Annotated in this window: 20 protein-coding genes; 7 read left to right on the top strand and 13 right to left on the bottom strand. The window is 71.2% G+C overall.

What is annotated here, in order from left to right; translation table 11 throughout:
• Positions 1 to 13 precede the first annotated feature (13 nt).
• The 9 genes from ACWJIO_RS07370 to lysA form a co-directional block, all read right to left on the bottom strand.
• Complete coding sequence (locus tag ACWJIO_RS07370) at positions 14 to 1,417, bottom strand: mechanosensitive ion channel domain-containing protein (protein ID WP_480312468.1); 1,404 nt, start codon at positions 1,415 to 1,417, stop codon at positions 14 to 16.
• Positions 1,414 to 1,941: a hypothetical protein gene (locus ACWJIO_RS07365; RefSeq protein ID WP_480312467.1), complete on the bottom strand. Its 528-nt coding sequence runs from the start codon at positions 1,939 to 1,941 to the stop codon at positions 1,414 to 1,416. Before ACWJIO_RS07365 ends, ACWJIO_RS07370 begins: the two co-directional genes overlap by 4 nt.
• Positions 1,941 to 2,972, bottom strand: a complete 1,032-nt coding sequence (locus ACWJIO_RS07360) for a hypothetical protein (RefSeq protein WP_480312465.1) — start codon at positions 2,970 to 2,972, stop codon at positions 1,941 to 1,943. The genes ACWJIO_RS07365 and ACWJIO_RS07360 overlap by 1 nt, the downstream gene beginning before the upstream one ends.
• Entirely contained in the window at positions 2,969 to 3,985 is a 1,017-nt protein-coding gene (locus ACWJIO_RS07355) for a DUF952 domain-containing protein (protein WP_480312463.1), read from the bottom strand. Before ACWJIO_RS07355 ends, ACWJIO_RS07360 begins: the two co-directional genes overlap by 4 nt.
• The gene (gene trhO / locus ACWJIO_RS07350) at positions 3,978 to 4,937 is read right to left on the bottom strand and encodes an oxygen-dependent tRNA uridine(34) hydroxylase TrhO (protein WP_480312462.1); all 960 of its coding nucleotides are present in this window, start codon (positions 4,935 to 4,937) and stop codon (positions 3,978 to 3,980) included. Before trhO ends, ACWJIO_RS07355 begins: the two co-directional genes overlap by 8 nt.
• A gap of 10 nt (positions 4,938 to 4,947) precedes the next feature.
• Positions 4,948 to 5,919 (bottom strand): biotin synthase BioB, encoded by a 972-nt coding sequence (bioB, locus tag ACWJIO_RS07345; protein WP_480312460.1) that lies wholly within the window; start codon positions 5,917 to 5,919, stop codon positions 4,948 to 4,950.
• 57 nt (positions 5,920 to 5,976) lie between these two features.
• Positions 5,977 to 6,753 carry an isoprenyl transferase gene (locus ACWJIO_RS07340; protein ID WP_480312457.1) on the bottom strand — a complete coding sequence of 259 codons (777 nt, stop codon included), beginning with the start codon at positions 6,751 to 6,753 and terminating at the stop codon, positions 5,977 to 5,979.
• On the bottom strand, positions 6,750 to 7,496 hold the full coding sequence (locus tag ACWJIO_RS07335; protein WP_480312795.1) for a diadenylate cyclase: 747 nt from the start codon (positions 7,494 to 7,496) through the stop codon (positions 6,750 to 6,752). Before ACWJIO_RS07335 ends, ACWJIO_RS07340 begins: the two co-directional genes overlap by 4 nt.
• Positions 7,497 to 7,601: 105 nt before the next feature.
• On the bottom strand, positions 7,602 to 9,032 hold the full coding sequence (lysA, locus tag ACWJIO_RS07330) for a diaminopimelate decarboxylase (RefSeq protein ID WP_480312455.1): 1,431 nt from the start codon (positions 9,030 to 9,032) through the stop codon (positions 7,602 to 7,604).
• A 38-nt stretch (positions 9,033 to 9,070) separates the two neighbouring features.
• On the opposite strand from lysA, the gene ACWJIO_RS07325 reads away from it, so the two are divergent.
• From ACWJIO_RS07325 to ACWJIO_RS07305, 5 genes are all read left to right on the top strand, one after another.
• Positions 9,071 to 9,643 carry a GNAT family N-acetyltransferase gene (locus ACWJIO_RS07325; protein ID WP_480312453.1) on the top strand — a complete coding sequence of 191 codons (573 nt, stop codon included), beginning with the start codon at positions 9,071 to 9,073 and terminating at the stop codon, positions 9,641 to 9,643.
• Positions 9,644 to 9,805: 162 nt separating this feature from the next.
• Positions 9,806 to 12,355, top strand: a complete 2,550-nt coding sequence (locus ACWJIO_RS07320; protein WP_480312450.1) for an ATP-dependent Clp protease ATP-binding subunit — start codon at positions 9,806 to 9,808, stop codon at positions 12,353 to 12,355.
• Positions 12,356 to 12,449: 94 nt separating this feature from the next.
• A complete protein-coding gene (locus ACWJIO_RS07315; protein WP_480312449.1) occupies positions 12,450 to 13,643 on the top strand; it encodes an iron-containing alcohol dehydrogenase family protein in 1,194 nt (397 codons plus the stop codon).
• Positions 13,640 to 14,581, top strand: coding sequence for an alpha/beta fold hydrolase (locus ACWJIO_RS07310; protein WP_480312447.1), 942 nt, complete (start codon positions 13,640 to 13,642; stop codon positions 14,579 to 14,581). Before ACWJIO_RS07315 ends, ACWJIO_RS07310 begins: the two co-directional genes overlap by 4 nt.
• Positions 14,578 to 15,198, top strand: a complete 621-nt coding sequence (locus ACWJIO_RS07305; RefSeq protein ID WP_480312446.1) for an LmeA family phospholipid-binding protein — start codon at positions 14,578 to 14,580, stop codon at positions 15,196 to 15,198. Before ACWJIO_RS07310 ends, ACWJIO_RS07305 begins: the two co-directional genes overlap by 4 nt.
• 6 nt (positions 15,199 to 15,204) lie before the next feature.
• Here ACWJIO_RS07305 and ACWJIO_RS07300 read toward each other — a convergent pair whose 3' ends face one another.
• The 3 genes from ACWJIO_RS07300 to ACWJIO_RS07290 are packed head-to-tail and all read right to left on the bottom strand — an operon-like array spanning position 15,205 to position 18,091.
• Entirely contained in the window at positions 15,205 to 16,050 is an 846-nt protein-coding gene (locus ACWJIO_RS07300) for a phosphatidate cytidylyltransferase (RefSeq protein WP_480312444.1), read from the bottom strand.
• Complete coding sequence (cbiT, locus tag ACWJIO_RS07295; protein ID WP_480312443.1) at positions 16,047 to 16,676, bottom strand: precorrin-6Y C5,15-methyltransferase subunit CbiT; 630 nt, start codon at positions 16,674 to 16,676, stop codon at positions 16,047 to 16,049. The genes ACWJIO_RS07300 and cbiT overlap by 4 nt, the downstream gene beginning before the upstream one ends.
• Positions 16,677 to 16,735: 59 nt before the next feature.
• On the bottom strand, positions 16,736 to 18,091 hold the full coding sequence (locus ACWJIO_RS07290) for an aminotransferase class I/II-fold pyridoxal phosphate-dependent enzyme (protein WP_480312441.1): 1,356 nt from the start codon (positions 18,089 to 18,091) through the stop codon (positions 16,736 to 16,738).
• 189 nt (positions 18,092 to 18,280) lie between these two features.
• Here ACWJIO_RS07290 and ACWJIO_RS07285 point away from each other — a divergent pair, with 189 nt between their 5' ends.
• Both ACWJIO_RS07285 and ACWJIO_RS07280 read left to right on the top strand, forming a co-directional pair.
• Positions 18,281 to 19,951, top strand: a complete 1,671-nt coding sequence (locus ACWJIO_RS07285) for an ABC1 kinase family protein (RefSeq protein ID WP_480312439.1) — start codon at positions 18,281 to 18,283, stop codon at positions 19,949 to 19,951.
• Positions 19,952 to 19,981: 30 nt separating this feature from the next.
• Positions 19,982 to 20,404, top strand: a complete 423-nt coding sequence (locus tag ACWJIO_RS07280; RefSeq protein WP_480312794.1) for a hypothetical protein — start codon at positions 19,982 to 19,984, stop codon at positions 20,402 to 20,404.
• A 5-nt stretch (positions 20,405 to 20,409) separates the two neighbouring features.
• Here ACWJIO_RS07280 and ACWJIO_RS07275 read toward each other — a convergent pair.
• Positions 20,410 to 20,611 (bottom strand): sigma factor-like helix-turn-helix DNA-binding protein (locus ACWJIO_RS07275; protein WP_480312437.1); only part of this gene is annotated, 202 nt, incomplete at its 5' end.

Raw genomic sequence — 20,611 nt, 5'->3', positions numbered from 1 at the left:
CAGTGGCGCCCCCCTAACCCCCACCCCCCACGCGCGGCTCCAACACCCGCCGCAACCGCCCCCTGAGCCACTGCAAGGGATTTCCCAGATCCCCCTCCTGCAGCAGGCCCCGCTCCCGTAGGCAGCTCTCGTAGCTGCGCAACACATCGCCGCGGCGGGCCAGGGCCTTCAGCACGATCTCGGCGAAGTCGGGCCGGTTCTCCAGCAGCAGGCGCACGTTGCCGCTGGGGATCTCGAACAGCACGGCGTTCTCCTGCACCCACATCGCCGTGGGGTAGGGCACCTGCAACAGCAGCGGCAGCTCGCCGAAGAACTCACCGGGGCCGAAGCTGAACAGTCGGTGGCTGATGCGTTCGGTTTCGTGAATGGCGCTGATCCTCCCCTCCAGCACCAGATGCAGTGCCCGGCCTGGGTCCCCCTTCTCAACCAGCATCTGCCCCGCCGTCACACTGCGGCGGGCGCCACTGCCCACCAGCTCCCGCAGCCGCCGCCCGTCCATGTTGGCGAAGCAGGGGATGGCGGCCAGCTGTTCATCCAGATCAAAAGCAAGGGGCGCCCCAGGGCCTGCCTCGGGCAGCAACTGCAGAACCTGCTTCTCACCCAGCAGGTGGATGCCGCGACTCTTCAGGGCCCGGTGGATCGCGTAGTTCATGGCGCTGCGCAGCAGCAGCTGGTTCTGGATCTCGGCCGTCCACACCCACAGTTCGAATTCCAGACCGTCGCGGCCGATCTGGTGCAGCACCACCTTGGGGGCGGGGTCATCCAGCACCCTTGGTTCCTCAAGGGCCACCGCCAGCAGCGCCTCGGTGACCAGCAGCGGGTCGCTGCCGTGCATCACCCGCACCGCCAGATCCACCCGCCCCTGGGAGCTCAGGTAGCTGAGGTTGTGCACAAGTGTGTTGGTGATCAGGGCGTTGGGCAGCACGATCTCCGAGCCCTGGAAGGTGCGGATCACGGTGGAGCGGAAGGAGATCTCGCGGATGAAGCCCTGGGTGCCCTCGAACTCGATCAGATCGCCCACCTTCAGCTTCCCCTCCATCAACAGGGTGAGGCCGCTGCTGAGGTTGCGGGTGAGGTCCTGCAGCCCGAAGCCGAGGCCCACCCCCAGCGCCCCGAACAGCACCGCCAGGGCGCCGAAGTCGAGCCCCATGCCCTGGGCCACCGCCACATAGCCGAAGGCCGCCAGGCCGATCGCCAGCAGCGTGCCGATCGCCTCGCGGCGGCCCTCCGGCAGGCCCAGCCACAGCAGCAGCCGCTTGGCCAGCAGGAAACGCAGCAGCCGGGCCGCCAGCGTCACCACCAGCAACAGCAGCCCCACCCCCAGCAGCCAGCCCAGGGTGATGGTCTGGCTGCCCAGGGGCAGCAGCGGCGCGTTGAACAGGCGGATCAGGCCGTTCCAGGCCAGCGCTGGGGTCATCGCCGCCGCTCCAGCCGCCGGGCGCTGCGCCGCAGCCCCTCGGCGCAGTCGCCCTGCATCAGCAGGCCGGCGCCGCCCCACAGCAGCCGGGCCGGCAGGTCGGCCGCGCCGCCCCCCAGCTCCCGCAGCGGCTCAAAGCCCAGCTGGCGGAAGTAGCGCACCAGGCGGCGGTGCTGGCGGTCGTCATCGCGAATCGCCAGCAGCCGCGCCCGGCGGCAGGGGGTGGCCTCCAGGGCCCAGGCGAAGCTGGCCGCCCAGATCAGTGCCCCCACCGCGGCGCTCTCCTCTCCCTGCACCCGCATCGTGTCGAGCCGCAGGCCAGCGGCCGTGGGCAGGGCCCAGCCTTTCAGCTCCCCCAGCAACACCAGCCGCTCCACCTGGGCGCCCCCAGCCTGGCGGCGGGCCACCCCCACCCGCAAGCTCCAGCCCACGGCGGCCAGGCGCCCCACCTGCAGCCGCAGCAGCAGGCCCCGCTGGCGGGCCTGCGCTTCCAGCTGGGCCAGGCTCGGCAGATCGGGCTCCATTACGCCGGCTTGCCGCAGCTGGGGCAGTAGGGGAAGCAGGCGTAATGGAGCGCGCCGCACTGGCTGCAGTCGTGCTGCAGCTGCAGGCCGCAGTGCATGCAGTAGTTGGGCAGCACGCCCTCCCGCCGCGGCAGGCTGCGCTCGCAGCTGGGGCACTGGCTGCGCGCCAGCGACTGCAGGGCCTTCTCGTAGCGGATCGTGTGCTGGCGCTGCTCCTGCGGCGCCGCCTGCTCCTTCTGTTTGCGCGCCAGGTAGCCATTCAGCCAGCGGATCAGGGCCCGGCCCACCAGGAAGGTGAGCAGGGCACCCACCCCATAGCGGATGTAGGCGCCGAAGCTGGGCAGATAGGGCACCAGCTCCACGAAGAAGGCGAACAGGCCGAACAGCAGGAAGCCCCACACGAAGGGCCACTGGTCGCTGCGGCGGAAGCGGCGGAACTGCCACAGCGACAGCCCCAGCAGCGGCCCCACCAGCAACAGCCGGATGCCGAAGGCCCTTAGTTCCGCCCGCTGCCGGGCCGCCTGAAAGCGCCCCTGGGCCTCGGCCTGCAGCTGCTGCATTTGCTGCCGGGGCACGGCGATCGAGGCCTGCACCTGCCGCAAGCGGGCCGCCAGTGCCGCCTGCTCGCCGCTGAGCTGCTGTTGCTGCTGCAGCAGCCCATCGAGCTGGCGGGCCCGGGCGATCACCTCCGGGTTCTGGTCGGACTGGGCCGTGGCCGAGCGGGTGGAGCGCCAGTTGTCGAAGCTGGCCTTCTCGCGCTCGTAGCGGGCCTGGGCCTGCTGCTGGCGCTCTCCCAGGCGCTCGGCCTGCTCCTGCAGCGCCTCGCGGCGGCTCTCAAGGGGTTGCAGCTCGGCCTCCAGCGCCGTTTTGGCCGGCTGGTCGAGGAACTGCTCGAGCTGGGGCGCTCTGGAGAGCAGGGGCAGGTCGGCGATCAGCGCCCCGCCCACCTGGATCAGGAAGTAGGCGAACAGCAGGGCGATCAGCCACTGGCCGGCGCGCACCAGCCGTTCCGGACCTCGGGAGGGGTTCACCATCGTGAGCTCTGGCTTGGCCCATCCTCAGGGCACCAGGGCCAGGCCGCCAGCACCGCCGCCAGCGGCAAGGGCCCGTGCAGGTGAGGAAACAGCTCGCCGCTGTGCGGCGCCGGCTCCAGCCGCACCACGGCGCCCGCCGCCGCCAGCCGCTCGGGGTCGAGCACCAGCAGCCTCAGCTCGGCGGGGTTGAGGTCGGCGAAGAAGCGGCCATGGCTGGCGGCCAGCTGGTGGGCCTGGCTGAGGTGGATGAAGCCCTCCTGCTCCAGCGAGCGGCCGCGGGTGGAGCGGCGGTAGCTGCCGGCGGCCTGCGCCGCCTGCCACTCCTGCCGCAGGGCCAGGTGATAGAGCCAGCCGGGCGACCACCACCCCTGGCGGGCCGCCCAGGGCGGATCCAGCACCGCCGCCAGTTCCTCTCCGGCCAGAAAGCGGCCCAGCCAGGCCTGCAACGGCTGCAGCGCCGCTTCGGCGTCAAAGCGCTGCGGGTCGGCCAGGCGGAACTGGCGCACAAACGGCAGCAGGGCCATGTCGGCCAGGGACGGCCGCTCGCCCAGCAGCCAGCCGCCGGACGCCAGCCGTTGGTTCCAGCGGCGCAGGATCGCCAGGGCCGCCTGGCGGTGGCTCTCCTGCTCCCCCTCGGCACCAAACCGGCCGGCGTACTTGTAGCGGTCCAGGTGGTGCTTGAACGGCCCGTCGTTCTCCGCGATCAGCGCCTCGATGGCGGCGGCCTCGGCCGCGCTCCAGCCCTGCAGCCAGCCGTGGGGATCGCGGCGCCCCAGGGCCCAGCCCATCACCGCCAGGCTCTCCTCGATCACCCGCTCCCCCTGCACCAGCACCGGCACCGTGCCCTTCGCCGACGCCGCCAGCAGCTCCGGCGGCTTGGCCTTGAGGCTCACCTCCCGCAGCTCCAGATCCACGCCGGGCTTCAGCCCCGCCGCCGCCAGGGCCAGCCGCGCCCGGATCGCATAGGGGCAGCGGCGGAAGCTGTAGAGGATCGGCCGCGCTTCAGCCACCGCTGCTGGGCGGCACCGGAAAGCGCCGGCCGAGGTGGTCCTCGCCGCGCTGGCGGGCCAGCTCCATCTGGCGCTGGCGCTCGGCGTAGCGCAGGCGATCAGCATCGTTCTGGCGATCGACGCAGTGGCGGCAGCTCACCCCCTCGGCGTAGCTGGGCAGCTGGCGGTCGGCGGCGGTGAGGGGCATGCGGCAGCCGTGGCAGAGGCTGGCCTCGCCCGGCTCCAGCTGGTGATTCACGGCCACCCGCTGGTCGAACACGAAGCACTCTCCCCGCCAGCTGCTGCCCTGCTGCGGCCGCTGCTCCAGGTAGCGCAGGATGCCGCCATGCAGGTGGTGCACCCCCTCAAAACCCTGCTGCAGCAGGTGGGCCGTGGCCTTCTCACAGCGGATGCCGCCGGTGCAGAACAGGGCGATCGCCTTGGGGCGGCGCTGCTCCACCAGGGGCCGCAGCTGCTGCTCCACCCAGGCGGGGAACTGCCGGAAGCTGGTGGTGCCAGGGTCGATGGCGCCGTCAAAGCTGCCCAGGGCCACCTCGTAGGCGTTGCGGGTGTCCACCACCAGCGTGTCTGGATCCTGAATCAGGGCCTCCCACTGATCGGGCGCCACGTGGCGGCCCACCGACGCCGCCAGGTAGGGGCGCAGGGAGGCATCGCCCAGGGTCACGATCTCGCGCTTGAGCCGCACCTTGAGCCGGTGAAAGGCCTGCTGGGGCGCCTCGGCCCGCTTCACCTCCAGGGCGGCCAGGCGCGGATCGGCCCGCAGCAGCTCCAGCAGCGCCTCCACCGCCTCGGCTGGCCCGCTCACCGTGCCGTTCACGCCCTCCGGCGCCAGCAGCACCGTGCCCCGCACGCCGCCGGCCTCGCCGCAGGCCAGCAGGCGCTGGCGCAGCGGCGGCAGCTCCGCCGGATCGAAGGCCGCGAAGCGGTAGAAGGCAGCCAGGCTCAGGCCCATGGGGAGCGGCTCAGGCAGGGCACAGCGCCGCCGCCGCCCCCTCCACCGTCACGCCGGCGGCGGCGAGCAGGGCCTGGTCTGCGGCCACGTCGGGGTTGCCGGTGGTGAGCAGGGTGTCGCCGTAGAAAATCGAATCGGCGCCGGCCAGCAGGCAGAGGATCTGGGCCTCGCGGCTGAGCTGTTCGCGGCCGGCACTGAGCCGCACCCGGCTGCTGGGCATCAGGATCCGGGCCGTGGCCACCATCCGCACCAGCTCCAGCGGATCCAGCGGCGGCTGCTCCTGCAGCGGCGTGCCCTCCACCGCCACCAGGGCGTTGATCGGCACGCTCTCGGGGTGGGGATCGAGGTTGGCCAGCACCTCGAGCAGCCCGGCACGGTCGCTGAGCGCCTCGCCCATGCCGATGATGCCGCCGCAGCAGACCGTCACCCCGGCCCGCCGCACCCGCTCGAGAGTCTCGAGCCGTTCCTGGTAGGTGCGGGTGCTGATGATGCGCTCGTAGTGCTCCGGGCTGGTGTCGAGGTTGTGGTTGTAGGCGGTGAGGCCCGCCTCGGCCAGCCGGGCGGCCTGGGCGTCGCTGAGCATGCCGGCGGTCACGCAGGCCTCCAGGCCCAGCGCGCGCACGCCGCGCACCATCTGCAGCATCGCCTCGAAGGGCGCCCCGTCGCGGATCTCCCGCCAGGCCCAGCCCATGCAGAAGCGGTGGGCACCCGCCTGCCTGGCGGCCCGGGCCCGGGCCAGCACGGGCTCCACCTCCAGCTGCGGCCGGCCGCTCACATCGGCGCTGTGGTGCATCGACTGGGGGCAGTAGGCGCAGTCCTCCTCACAGCCGCCGGTCTTGACGCTCAGCAGCGAGGCCAGCTGCACCCGGTAGCCGGGGTTGGCCTGGCGGTGCACCTGCTGGGCCTGCCAGAGCAGCTCCATCAGCGGCGCCTCCAGCAGGGCCTGGATCTCGGCGCGGGTCCAGTCGTGGCGGTGGGTCACTGAGGAGGGCGGGGAAAGGGCAAGGAGAAAAGGGTGGACAGCCCGGGCGGAGGCCGCTCAGGGGGCCGGGTCCACGCCGCCGAAACGGCGCTGGCGGTTCTGGTAGTCCAGCAGGGCGGCGTGCAGGGCCTCGCCGTCGAAATCGGGCCACAGCACATCGGTGATGTGCAGCTCGGCATAGGCCAGCTGCCACAGCAGGAAGTTGCTGATGCGGTGTTCGCCGCTGGTGCGGATCAGCAGATCGGGATCCAGCTGGCCGGCGGTGTGCAGTTCGGCGGCAAAGCACTGCTCGTCGATGCTGGCGGGGTCCAGCTCCCCCTCGGCCGCCCGCTGCGCCAGGCGCCGGGCCGCCCGCACCAGCTCCGCCCGACCGCCGTAGTTGGTGCAGACGTTGAAGTGGATGCCGCTGCCGGCGGCGGTGCGGGCGGTGGCCTTGGCGATCAGGTTCTGCAGGCCCAGAGGCAGGGGCTCCAGATCCCCCAGAAAGCGGATGCACACCTGCTCCCGCTCCAGGCCCTCGATCTCCCGCTGCAGCACCCGCTCGAACAGGGCCATCAGGAAGTTCACCTCCTCCCCCGGCCGGTTCCAGTTTTCGGTGGAGAACGCATAGGCCGTCAGGGCGCCCACACCCCAGTCGCTGCAGAGCCTCAGGGTGCGCTTGAGGGCCTCCACGCCGGCCCGGTGGCCCACCACCCGGGGCAGACCGCGCCGCTGGGCCCAGCGGCCGTTGCCGTCCATGATCACGGCCACATGGGCTGGCAGCCGGGCGGGATCCAGCCCCGCCGGCAAGGGATGGGTCTGCCTTGTGCTGCTGGTCGCCAGGGCGCGACTCATCCGCGGGAATCCGGCGTGTCCTTGGTCACGGTACGCCCGCCGGACTGGGCCAGCGCCCGGGTGAGCAGATCATGAAGACGGCTGCTGGTGATCGGCCTCTCCAGGCGGCCCTGGCAGGCCAGCGCCAGGGTGCCCGTCTCCTCCGACACCACGATCGCCAGACAGCGGTCGAAGCGCTCCGTGAGGCCGATGGCGGCCAGGTGGCGGGTGCCGTAGCGGTTCATCCCCTGGCGCGAGAGCGGCAGGATCACGCCCGCCGCCAGGATGCGGTTGCCCTTCACCAGCACCGCGCCGTCGTGGAGGGGGGTGTCGGTGGCGAAGAGGTTGAGCAGCAGATCCACCGAGAGCTGGGCGTCGATGGCCAGGCCGGGGCTGAGGAAGTCCTCAGGGCGCAGGTCGCTGCCCAGATCCACCACGATCAGGCCGCCGCGCCGTGCCTGGGAGAGGCGTCCGGCCGCCTCACTCAGCACCCCCACCGAGCTGGACATCAGCTGATCACGGCTGCGGTTGCCGAACAGCAGCCCCAGCCGGCCGGTGCCCAGCAATTCCATCAGCCGCCGCAGTTCCCCCTGCCAGAGGATCGCCAGCGCCAGGCTGCAGGCCAGCACCAGGGCATCCACCAGCTTGGTGGTGAGCGGCAGGTTGGCGAAGCGCTGCACCAGCCAGGCCATCGCCACCAGCAGCAGGTAGCCCCGCAGCAGCCACAGCGTGCGCGCCTCCGTGACCCTCCCCAGCACCACCATGCCGAGGGCCGTGGCGCAGACCAGATCGATCAACAGACGCCAATCCAGCAGCCGAAGCCAACCTTCCAGCCACGGCCCGGTCACGCCTGAACCCAATTCTCGGCGTCAGATTACCGGCGTCAGGCGCGCTGGCAGAACGTCGTAGCGCAGTAGGTCTTCCGGCTGCTCGCGGCGCTGCACCAGCTCCGCCTGCCCCTCATGCACCAGCACCGCCGCCGGCCGCGGGATGCGGTTGTAGTTGGAGGCCATCGAGGCGTTGTAGGCGCCGGTGGCGAACACCGCCAGCAGGTCGCCGCTGGTGGCCGGCGGCAGGGCGATCTCCGGCAGCAGCACATCGCCTGATTCGCAGTGCTTGCCCGCCACCGTCACGGTCTCGCTGGCCTCGGCGGTGGGCCGGTCCGCCAGCAGGGCGGTGTACTGCGACTGATAGGTGATCGGGCGGGGGTTGTCGCTCATGCCGCCATCCACGGAGAGGTAGGTGCGCAGGCCGGGGATGGCCTTGCGGCTGCCGAGTTCGTAGACGGTGACGCCGGCGGTGGCCACCAGGGAGCGGCCCGGCTCACACAGCAGCCGCGGCAACTCCAGCCCCCGCTCGCGGCAGGCCGCCGCCACCGCCTCGGCCACCGTGCTCACCCAGGCCTGGATCGTCGGCGGGTCGTCGCCGGCCACGTAGCGGATGCCGAGGCCCCCGCCCACATTGAGGTCGCTCACCGGGTGGCCGAGGCCGCGGGCCTGGGCCAGGGCGTCGGCCATCACGGCGGCCAGGTCGTGGTGGGGCTGGAGTTCGAAGATCTGGGAGCCGATGTGGGCATGCAGGCCGGTGAGGCGCGCCCAGCTGCAGCCGGCCAGGTGGCTCAGCACGTGCTGCAACTGCTCCGGGTCAAAGCCGAACTTGCTGTCCAGGTGGCCGGTGCGGATGTACTCGTGGGTGTGGCACTCGATGCCCGGCGTGAAGCGCAGCATCAGCCGCACAGGCTGCGCCAGGGATGGGGCCAGGGCGCTGAGCAGCTCGATGTCGCGCCAGTTGTCCACCACCACCGTGACGCCCGCCTGGGCGGCCAGGGCCAGCTCCTCCAGGCTCTTGTTGTTGCCGTGCAGCACGATGCGCTCGGGCGGCATGCCCCCGCCCAGGGCGGTGAGCAGTTCCCCGGCGGACACGGCATCGAGCCCCAGCCCTTCCTGGGCCACCAGGGCGGTGATCGCCAGGGAGCTGTTGGCCTTGGAGGCATAGAGGGCCAGGGAGGGGCCGGGATAGGAGGCGGTCAGGGCGTCGCGGTAGGCGCGGCAGCTGGCCCGCAGGGTGGCCTCATCCAGCACATAGAGAGGTGTGCCGTAGGTGCGGGCCAGGTCGCTCAGCCGGCAGCCCCCCACCACCAGACGACCCTCGGCGTCGAGGCCGGTGCTGATCGGAGCCAGGTTGCGGTTGGGGCTGGTGGCATCGCAGCCGCTTTCGAAGGGCTGCCGGGCCACCGCTCCCTGGGGCGCCTGCTCGGGCGAGAGCTCGGTGCCGGTGACGGGCTCGCTGGACATCACCATGGGAAGACCGCAGGTCGGGTGCGCGACGACACTGACGAATGTACGGAAGAGATCGAGGCAGCAGGGGGCAGGGCGAGCAGGGTGGCGACGGTCTGGAGAGCCATGGCCAGGCCGAGGCCGACCAGGGCCTGCGGCTCAGCCGCCTGGAATGCCAGCACCTGGCGGCCTGCCAGGACCTCGACGCCGCCGCCCTGGGCCAGCTCTGGAGCGCCGCCCAGTGGCAGGCGGAACTGGCCGATCAGGCGCGCACGGCGGTGGGGCTCTGGCAGGGGGACGCCCTGGCGGCGATGGCCTGCGGCTGGCTGATCGTCGATGAGCTGCACATCACCCTGGTGGCGGTGCGGCCCCAGCAACGGCGCCGGGGCCTGGGGCGGCGGGTGCTGCGGGCCCTGCTGGCGGAGGGCCGCAGCAGCGGTGCCAGGGCCGCCACCCTGGAGGTGGCCGAGGGGAACCGCGCCGCCCTGGGCCTGTATGGGGCGCTGGGGTTCAGCAGCCGCGGCAGGCGTCGCGATTACTACCGCAGCGGCGAGGCGGCCCTGATCCAATGGCTACCCCTCACGCAACCCCGCCCAGACGATCGAGCGGACAACACGATCGACCGGTGCGGATAACCGGCTTTTCTTATTGCACAGGAGCTGCAATTTGCTGCGCTGAATTGCACTGAAGAGCCGCCAGGTGCCTGGCATCACTGGCTTCAGCGAACTGGCCTCCCCGCAACCACACCACCCTTCCAACCCTGATAGGTTGGGTGTACTTGCACCAGGCCCCGCCCCATGTTCGAGCGGTTTACCGAGAAGGCCATCAAGGTGATCATGCTGGCCCAGGAAGAGGCCCGCCGCCTTGGTCACAACTTTGTGGGCACTGAGCAGATCCTGCTGGGCCTGATCGGCGAGGGCACCGGCGTCGCGGCCAAGGTGCTCAAGTCGATGGGCGTGAACCTCAAGGACGCCCGCGTTGAAGTGGAGAAGATCATCGGCCGCGGCTCCGGCTTCGTGGCGGTGGAGATCCCCTTCACTCCCAGGGCCAAGCGCGTGCTGGAGCTCTCCCTTGAGGAGGCCCGCCAGCTGGGCCACAACTACATCGGCACAGAGCACCTGCTGCTGGGCCTGATCCGGGAGGGCGAGGGCGTGGCTGCCCGGGTGCTCGAGAACCTCGGCGTCGACCTGGCCAAGGTGCGCACCCAGGTGATCCGCATGCTGGGCGAGACGGCCGAAGTGGCCGCCGGCGGCGGCAGCAAGGGCTCCACCAAGACCCCCACCCTGGATGAGTTCGGCAGCAACCTCACCCAGCAGGCGGCCGACGGCAAGCTCGACCCGGTGGTCGGCCGGCAGAAGGAGATCGAGCGGGTGATCCAGATCCTGGGGCGCCGCACCAAGAACAACCCCGTGCTGATCGGCGAGCCCGGCGTCGGCAAGACCGCCATCGCCGAGGGCCTCGCCCAGCGCATCAACACCGGCGACATCCCCGACATCCTCGAGGACAAACGGGTGCTCACCCTGGACATCGGCCTGCTGGTGGCCGGCACCAAGTACCGCGGTGAGTTCGAGGAGCGCCTCAAGAAAATCATGGAAGAGATCCGTGGCGCCGGCAACGTGATCCTCGTGATCGACGAGGTGCATACCCTGATCGGCGCCGGCGCCGCCGAGGGGGCCATCGACGCCGCCAACATCCTCAAGCCGGCCCTGGCCCGTGGCGAGCTGCAGTGCATCGGCGCCACCACCCTCGACGAGTACCGCAAGCACATCGAGCGCGATGCGGCCCTGGAGCGTCGCTTCCAGCCCGTGATGGTGGGCGAGCCCTCCGTGGAGGACACGATCGAGATCCTGCGCGGCCTCAGGGAGCGCTATGAGGAGCACCACCGCCTCAAGATTGCCGACGAGGCCCTGGTCGCCGCGGCCACCCTGGGCGATCGCTACATCTCCGACCGCTTCCTGCCGGACAAGGCGATCGACCTCATCGATGAGGCCGGCAGCCGGGTGCGGCTGATGAACTCCAAGCTGCCCCCTGCCGCCAAGGAAGTGGACAAGCAGCTGCGCGGTGTTCAGAAGCAGAAGGAGGAAGCCGTGCGCGAGCAGGACTTCACCAAGGCCGGTGAACTGCGCGACCGCGAGGTGGAGCTGCGCGATCAGATCCGCACGATCCTGCAGGCCCGCAAGGACGATGAACCCCAGGCCGGGGATGCAGAAATCTCGGATTCCGAGCTGAACACCCTGCCTTCCTTCATCGGTAACGCCGATCCCGACCGGGCTCCGATGGTGTCCGAGGAGGACATCGCCCACATCGTGGCTTCCTGGACCGGTGTGCCGGTGCAGAAGCTCACCGAGAGCGAGTCGGCCAAGCTGCTGAACATGGAGGAAACCCTCCACCAGCGGCTGATCGGCCAGGACGAGGCCGTCAAGGCGGTGTCTCGCGCCATTCGCCGCGCCCGGGTGGGTCTCAAGAACCCCAACCGGCCGATTGCCAGCTTCATCTTCTCCGGTCCCACCGGCGTCGGTAAAACCGAGCTCACCAAGTCGCTGGCGGCCTACTTCTTCGGCAGTGAGGAGGCGATGATCCGCCTCGACATGTCCGAGTTCATGGAGCGCCACACGGTCAGCAAGCTGATCGGTTCGCCCCCGGGCTACGTGGGCTTCAACGAGGGCGGCCAGCTCACCGAAGCGGTGCGGCGCCGTCCCTACACCGTGGTGCTGTTCGACGAGATCGAGAAGGCCCACCCCGATGTGTTCAACCTGCTGCTGCAGCTGCTCGAGGACGGTCGCCTCACCGACTCCAAGGGACGCACGGTGGACTTCAAGAACACCTTGATCATCATGACCTCGAACATCGGTTCGAAGGTGATTGAGAAGGGTGGCGGCGGACTCGGCTTCGAGTTCTCCGGCGGTGCCGCCGAAGACACCCAGTACAACCGCATCCGCTCGCTGGTGAATGAGGAGCTGAAGCAGTACTTCCGCCCCGAGTTTCTCAACCGGCTCGACGAAATCATCGTCTTCCGCCAACTCACCCGTGACGAGGTCAAAGAGATCGCCGAGATCATGCTCAAAGAGGTGTTCCAGCGCATGGATGACAAGGGCATCCACCTCTCGGTCACCGAGGCCTTCAAGGAGCGGCTGGTGGAAGAGGGCTACAACCCCTCCTACGGCGCCCGTCCCCTGCGCCGGGCCGTGATGCGCCTGCTGGAAGACTCCCTCGCCGAGGAGTTCCTCTCGGGCCGGATCAGCGAGGGCGATTCCGCCCTGGTCGATGTGGGCGAAGACAAGCAGGTGGTGATCCGCAAGCAGAGCGCCCTGCCCGTGATGCCCGAACTCGCCGGCGCCGGCGCCTGAGGCCTGCCGCCCCTGGCTGCCTCCCTGCTGAGGCAGCCGTCTTCAACCGCCCGGCTCAGCAGCTGGGCGGTTTTGTGTTCATTACGATGGGTTGATGCGCCAGCGTTCCCGCCGGGGCTCTGTAGAGCCCACCAGCCCAGCCCGCGATCGGGCGGTTGCCGCTGCCTCGGCCCCGGCCACACCTCAGGCCCACCGCATCGCCCCCGCCGAGGTGCTGCGCGGTGAGGGGGCCTGGCAGCAGGCCTTGCCCGCCATCGCCCGCCTCTGCCGCCGCCCCCTGCTGCTGGGGCGAGGGCCCACCACGCTGCCCCTGCGGCAGAAGCTGGAGCACAGCCTGCGCCAGGAGGGGCTGACGCCACAGCTGGAGCAGCTGGAGCACGACTGCTGCGAGCTGGACCTGGAGCGCCTCGGCCGCAACCTGGAGGCAGGCGGCAGCGGGGGCCGACCCGATGCCGTGATCGCCAGCGGCGGCGGCAAGGTGCTCGATGCCGGCAAGCTGCTGGCTCACCGCCACGGCCTGCCCTGTGTCACCGTGCCCACCAGCGCCGCCACCTGCGCCGGCTGGACGGCCCTGGCCAACATCTACAGCCCGCAGGGAGCCTTTCAGCGCGATGTGGAACTGCAGCGCTGCCCCGAGCTGCTCGTGTTCGACCACGCCCTGGTGCGCACCGCCCCGGCCCGCACCCTGGCCAGCGGCATCGCCGACGCCCTGGCCAAGTGGTACGAGGCCTCGGTGAGCTCCGCGGCCAGCAGCGACGGGCTGATTCAGCAGGCCGTGCAGATGGCCCGGGTGCTGCGCGACCAGCTGCTGTTCGACGCCGAACAGGCCCTGCTGGACAGCGGCAGCGAGGCCTGGGTGCGGGTGGCGGAGGCCTGTGGCCTCACCGCCGGTCTGATCGGCGGCATCGGCGGTGCCCGCTGCCGCACCGTGGCCGCCCACGCCGTCCACAACGGCCTCACCCAGCTCAGCGCCAGCCATGGCGCCCTGCATGGCGAGAAGGTGGGCTTCGGCATCCTGGTGCAGCTGCGGCTGGAGGAGGTGCTGGGGGGCAACCAGCTGGCCGGCCAGGCCCGGCGTCAGCTGCTGCCCCTGTTCCGCCAGCTCGACCTGCCCGCTGATCTGGCCGATCTGGGCCTGGGCCAGGCCACCCTGGAGCAGCTGCAGCAGGCCTGTGCCTTTGCCTGCGCCCCCGGCTCCGACCTGCACCACCTGCCCTTCAGCGTCAGCGCCCTCGATCTGATCGCCGCCCTGGTGAGCACCCGCTGCGGCGAGCGGGTCGCCGCGTGAGTGCCAGCCCTGAGGCCGGCGGCCCGCTTGAGCTCACCGCCCAGGCCCTGGTGGAGCGGGCAGCCCGGAAACTGCTCGATCCCCAGGGCCGCGCCCTGGCCCAGGCCGTGCAGTGGTGGCCCCTGCAAGGGCTGCCCGACCTCTGGCCCGTGGCGGTGCTGGGCCAGGGGCCACCGCTGCTGCTGCTGCACGGCTTTGACAGTTCGTTTCTGGAGTTCCGGCGCATCGCCCCACGGCTGGCCCAGAGCCATCAGCTGTTCATTCCCGACCTGTTCGGCTTCGGCTTCTGCCCCCGTCCGGCCCAGGCCCGTTACGGCCCGGCGGCCGTGCTGGAGCACCTCACGGCCCTGCTGGCAGCCATCGACTGCCAGACCAGCCCTGACCACAGCGACACCCACGGCGGCAAGGAGGCCGCAGTGATCGGCCTGATCGGCGCCTCGATGGGCGGCTCCGTGGCCGTCGAACTGGCCCGGCGCCACCCCGGGCAGATCAGCCGCCTGCTGCTGCTGGCCCCCGCCGGCCTCACCGGCCGGCCCATGCCCCTGCCGCCGCTGCTGGATGGGCTCGGAGTGCGCTTCCTGGCCCTGCCCGGTGTGCGGAAGGGTCTCTGCCGCAGTGCCTTCGCCGATCCTGATCGGGATGTGGGCCCCGCCGAACTGGAAATCGCCTCCCTGCACCTGGCCGCGCCGGGCTGGGGCCCGGCCCTGGGCCGGTTCGCCCGCTCGGGGGGCTTCGCCGGCTGCGGTGCCCCCCTGCCGCCCCAACCGATCGCGGTGCTGTGGGGAGCCGACGACCGCATCCTGCGCCAGCCCCAGAAGCGCGCCGCCCTGGCCCTGCTCGGGGAGCGGGTGCAGGAGCTGAAGCAGTGCGGCCACCTGCCCCACATCGACCAGCCGGACAGCGTGGCCGCCGCCTGGCTGGCCGGCGCTGGGGCATGAGTGGGCCCCTGCTGCAGCTGCTGGCGACGGGCCTGCAGCTGTGGATCCGCCGCCAGTGCGAGCAGATCGGCGCCCTCTCGCTGGAACTGGAGGGCCGGGATCTGCAGCTGCTGCGGGGCCGGCTGGCCGGGGCCCAGCTCCAGGCCCGGCAGGTGCACTACCGGGGGCTGGAGCTCGACGCGGTGACGCTCTCGAGCGACCCGATCAGCCTCCAGGTGACTGGGCTGCTGCGGGGCCAGGCCATCGAACTGGGGCAACCCTTCGGGATCAGGGGGGAGGTGCGGTTCAGCCCCGAGGGCCTGGAGCACTCCCTGGCCCAGGCGAGCTGGCAACCCCTGGCCGACCGGCTCGCCGGCCAGCTGCTCGGCGGCGCCGCCTGGCGGGGCAGCAGCCTCAGCCTCAGCCTCAGCCTCAGCCAGGAGCACCTGGTGTTCAGGAGCCATGGGGCGCTGGAGCTGGAGACCAGCCTGAGCGCGGAGGCCGGCACGGTGCTGATCCGCGCCGTGGACGGCAGCACCGAGCTGCGGCTGCCGATGGACCCCGCCGTTCAGATCGAGCGCGCCGCCGTGGAGGACGGCAGGGTGGTGCTGCAGGGCCGGGCCACGGTGACCCCCTGAAGCCCTTCAGGAACCGAGCAGCGGCAACACCAGGGTGACCAGGGAATAGACCACCGCCGGCACGAACAGATAGCTGTCGATGCGATCGAGGATGCCGCCATGGCCGGGGATCGCATCGCCGGAATCCTTCAGGCCCGCATCGCGCTTCATCATCGACTCGGTGAGATCGCCCACCAGGGCGAACAGGGCCACCACCGCCCCCAGCACCGCTCCGATCAGCCAGCCCCAGTTCCAGCCGATCCAGGTGCCACCCACCGCCCCGACGGCCATGGCACAGGCCACCCCCCCCAGGGCTCCCTCCACCGTCTTGCCCGGCGAGATCGGCGAGAGCGGCCGCCGCCCCAGCCGCCGGCCGATGGCGTAGGAGCCGATGTCCGTGGCCACGATCAGAAAGCAGGCCAGCAGGGTGAGCTCCAGGCCGGAGTCGGGCAGATCGCGCAGCTTGATCCAGTGGCTCGGCAGAAAGCCCAGATAGAAGAGGCCGAACACCGAGGCGGCGATGTCGGCGATGGTGCCGGTGACGGGCTGCAGCAGCAGCCAGCCGCAGATCACCGCGCCGGAGGCCGGCAGCACCGCCGCGGCCACATCGCCGGCCAGCCAGCTGTCGGTGCCGGCGAGCTGGGTGGTGGCCAGCAGCAGCTGCACCGCCACCAGGGTGGTCTTGGTGGCCGGCCGAATGCCCTTGAACTGGGCCATGCGGAAGAACTCCAGCAGCCCCAGATGCACGATCACCCCGACGGCCACGGTGAACCACCAGCCGCCGAGCATCACCACCACGAAGCCGAAGCCCCCGGCGGCCCAGCCGCTCAGCAGGCGCGGCAGTGATGTGCTGGTGCGGGGCTGTGGAATCACGGCCGCTCAGCGGCGATCAGGAACAGGGGCTCAGCCGCGGCCAGCTTGGCCTGGCTGCCGCGGCGCTGCATGCGGTGCACGGTGGCCTGCACCACCTGCACATCGCGGGCGGCGAGCTGACCGAGGGTGTCGGTGGCATCCACCAGGCCCTCCAGGCTGGCGGTGCTGATCACCAGCCGCCCCGCCGGCTGCAGCGCCTGCCACACCACCCGCAGCACATCGCCGAGGGGCCGGCCCACCTCCAGCACCACCCGGTCGGGGGCGGGGGGCAGGGCCGCCAGATCGTCGGGGGCCGCACCGGGGTGGATATGGAGGTTGGCGATACCGAGCCGCTGGCGGTTCTGCTCCAGCAGGGCAAGGGCCTCGGGGTCGCGTTCGAGGGTGTGCACCTGGCCCCGGGGCATCAGCCGGGCGATCTCCAGGGCCAGGGCACCGGTGCCGCCGCCCACGTCCCACACCAGGGAATCGGCCCGCGGCCGCAGATGGGCCAGCAGCATCACCCGCAGCTCCATCGGCGTGGGACTGAAGCCCGGCGCGGCATCAAACACGCCATCGGGCAGTCCAGGGGTGACGAAATCCCACTGATAGGGAGGCGTCGGGGACGCTGCAGTGGGGTCGTCGATCACCGGCGAGGCCTGTGGAGCACGCAGAACAGGGGGCGTGGCACGCCGCTGGAGGTCCCGCGTCAGCCCACCACAACCCTCACCGTATCAGCGATCAGGCCAGGCCAGAGGCGCCGTTGCCGCTGCAGCCAGTCGACCCGGGCCCGATCAATCCGCTCCCCCGGGATCAGCAGCGGAATCCCGGGGGGATAGGGGCAGAGGGGCTCCGCGGCGATCCGGCCCGCCGCCGCCGCCAGGGGCACGGGCTCTGCGGCAGACCGCCAGGCCACGGCCACGGCCATCTCCGGTTGCGCCACCGCCGCCAGGGGAGGCGGGCTGAAGGGCGGCAACGGCGGCCCGCCCAGGGCCAGCCTCAGACCGGCCAGAGCCCGCGGCAACCGCACTCCCACCCCTGCCGGAGGCACCATCCCCAGGCAGAAGGTGAGGCTGCCGGGCTCCGCCAGCTCCGCGATCACCCCCCGCTCCAGCAGCCAGGCATCGGCCTCCACCCCGTTGATGCCCAGTGCCGCCGTGGGCAGCACCAGACGCAGCGGGTCCTGGCTGGCCAGCAGCGGCAGATCCAGGCGGCGGCAACGGCGCCGCAGGCGACGCGCCAGCGCCAGGGCGCGGCGGCGCTGGGCCAGGCCGGCGGCGCTGCGGCCATGGCGCAGGCTGGCCGCAGCCGAAGCGAGGAGCAGCGCGCTGGGGCTGGAGGTCTGCAGCCAGAGCAGGGCCCGCTCGATCGCCTCAACAGCGCAGCGTCTGCCCTGGGCCAGCAGCACGGCACTCTGGGCCAGACCGCCGCCGCTCTTCTGGCAGGAGAGCACCACCAGATCGGCCCCGGCGGCCACGGCCTCAGCGGCGCCATGGGCCTGGTCCACCAGCAGCGGCAGGCCGGCGGCGTGGGCCACCGCCACCAGGGCCGGCAGGTCAGCCGCCAGACCCTGATAGGTGGGGGACACCACCGCCACCGCCGCCAGGGGGCCACCCGCCCGGGCTGCCGCCAGCGCCTGCTCCAGCAGCTGGGGGGTGGGGGGCAGCCACAGGCCAGTGGCGGGATCGAAGGGCAGGCTGTAAAGCACCGGCTCCAGCTGGCCGAGCACGCAGGCATGCAGCAGCGAGCGGTGCAGGTTGCGGGGCAGCAGCACCCGGCTGCCGGGGGCTGCCACAGCCAGCAGCGCCACCTGCAGCAGGCCGCTGGCGCCATTCACCCCGAACCAGCAGTGTTCAGCCCCCAGCAGCGCCGCGCACTGGCGCTGCTCCTCCGCCACCGCACCCTCCGGCTCCAGGGGGCCGCCGAAACCAGGCAGCTCGGGCAGATCCCAGCTGCCTGGCCGGCGCCGCAGCAACTGCGCCAGCGGCGGCGCCAGGCCCCGGCCGCGCCCATGGGCGGGCAGGTGCAGGGCCAGGAGATCGGGATCAGCGGGGGGGAGCAACACCGGCGCGGCCAGGGCCAGGGATGCAGCTGCGCAGACAGTCCCGGCAGCGCTCTGGCACGGATCAGGAGTCTGGCCGCTCCTGGGCTGGGCACGTCCGCCCGCTAGCCCGATCGGCTCCGGGGCGGTCATCGCCAGCGCGGTCAGCCCGGCCGGACTTTCTAGAGTCGCCCCACTCACCCCACCGCGCCCTTGACCGCCGCAGCGAGCCCCGCCCCGCCGGCCTACGACCCCAGGGCTGATCGGCGTTGGTTGCTGGGCCAGCCGTGGCTGTTCGTGAGCCGGCTCAGCTCGGTGCTGTGGCAACTGATCAGCCTGGCCCTGACCCTGGTGGTGCATGCCGGCAGCAGCGACCGCGCAGTGCAGCAGCGGCTGGGCAAGCGCATCCTCGCCACCCTCACCAGCCTCGGCCCCTGTTTCATCAAGGTGGGGCAGGCCCTCTCCACCCGCCCCGACCTGGTGCGGCGCGACTGGCTCGAGCAGCTCACCCAGCTTCAGGACAACCTGCCCGCCTTCCCCCAGGAGGTGGCCCTGCACACGATCGAGACGGAGCTGGGGGCACCGGCCCGGGAGCTGTTTGCCCTGTTCCCCGACTACCCGATTGCCGCCGCCAGCCTGGGCCAGGTCTACAAGGCCCAGATGCACGACGGCCACTGGGTGGCCGTGAAGGTGCAGCGGCCCGATCTGCCCCAGATCCTGCGCCGCGACCTGGTGATCATCCGCATGCTGGCGGTGCTCAGTGCGCCGCTGCTGCCCCTCAACCTGGGCTTCGGGCTCGACGCCATCATCGACGAGTTCGGCCAGACCCTCTTCGACGAGATCGACTACCGCAAGGAGGCCGACAACGCCGAGCGCTTCGCCGGCCTGTTCAGCGCCCATCCCGAGGTGACCGTGCCCCACGTGGAGCGCCAGCTGAGCGCCCGGCGGGTGCTCACCACCAGCTGGATCCATGGCACCAAGCTGCAGGAGCGCCAGGTGCTGGAGGCGCGCCACCTCGATCCCACCGCCCTGATCCGCACCGGGGTGATGGCGGGACTGCAGCAGCTGCTGGAGTTCGGCTATTTCCACGCCGATCCCCACCCCGGCAACCTGTTCGCCCTGCCGGGACGCACCGGCCAGCTGGGCCATGTGGCCTACGTGGATTTCGGCATGATGGACTCGATCTCCGATGCCGACCGGCTCACCCTCACCGGGGCGGTGGTGCATCTGATCAACCGCGATTTCCGCGCCCTGGCCAGCGACTTCGTGGCCCTGGGCTTCCTCAGCCCGGACACCGACCTCGAGCCGATCATTCCGGCCCTGGAGGAGGTGCTGGGCGGCACCCTGGGCGAGAACGTCGGCAACTTCAACTTCAAGGCGGTCACCGACCGCTTTTCCGAGCTGGTGTTCGACTATCCGTTCCGGGTGCCGGTGCGCTTCGCGCTGATCATCCGGGCCGTGGTGAGCCAGGAGGGTCTGGCCCTGCGGCTCGACCCCGACTTCAAGATCATCCGCGTGGCCTACCCCTACGTGGCCCGCCGGCTGCTGGCGGGCGACACCGCCGAGATGCGCGAGAAGCTGCTCGACGTGCTGTTCGACCGGGAGGGCCGGCTGCAGATCGAGCGGCTCGAGAGCCTGCTGGCGGTGCTGGAGAACGACGGGCCGCGGGCCGACCTGCTGCCGGTGATGGGCTCAGGGCTGAAGCTGCTGCTGGGTCCCGATGGCGCCAGCCTGCGCCAGAGGCTGCTGCTCACCCTGGTGCGCGATGACCGCCTCAACGCCGAAGACCTGCGCGCCCTGATGGGTCTGTTGCGGCGCACCTTCAGCGCCCGCAAGCTGGCGGGCACTCTGCTGGCGCGGCTCAACCCCCTGGCCGCCGCCTAGGGTCACCCTCCGACTCCACTGTGCGCCGTGATCGACACTGCCCCGCTCGACCTCGATGCCAGCGAGTTTCTGATTGAGTACGGCACCTTCATCCAGCCGCCCTACCTGGTGTCGGGCCTGGGGCTGGCCATCGGCGTGCTCTGCGGCCTCACCTTCGCCAAGATGGTGCAGAACCGGCTGGAGGGCTGGAAACAGGATCGTTTGCCCCTGCTGCCCCTCGGCAACGGCGGCACCACACTGCCCTACATCGGCATCGTCGTGGGGGTCACCCTGTTCATCGGCGGCGCCCTGCAGGTGTTCGGCTTCGCCTCGGGGGCGGCCCTGCTGGTGTCCTTCGTGCTCTCGATCGGCACAGCTGGGGCCCTCTGGGCCCAGCTGGAGCGGCTGATGCAGCAGGTGGAAAACGGCACCTTCAGCGCCGTGGATTTCGATAACTTCGACCAGTTCTTCTAGGCCGCTCAGGCCACCAGGTAGCCCTCGAGGCGCCGCGACTGGGAGCGAATCCCCTCCAGGGCCTTGCGCTCCAGGTTGCGGGTCTTGTCGCGGCTCATGCCGAGGTTCTTGGCGATCGAGCTGAGGCTCATCGGCTCGCCCAGGCCCATGCCCTCCGGATCGATGCCGTAGCGCATCTTCAGCACCCGCCCCTGCAACTCCGGCAGC

The sequence above is a fragment of the Paraciimarium castrense LEGE 11436 genome (assembly GCF_056633055.1).
This window is presented reverse-complemented; position numbering and strand designations above follow the sequence as displayed.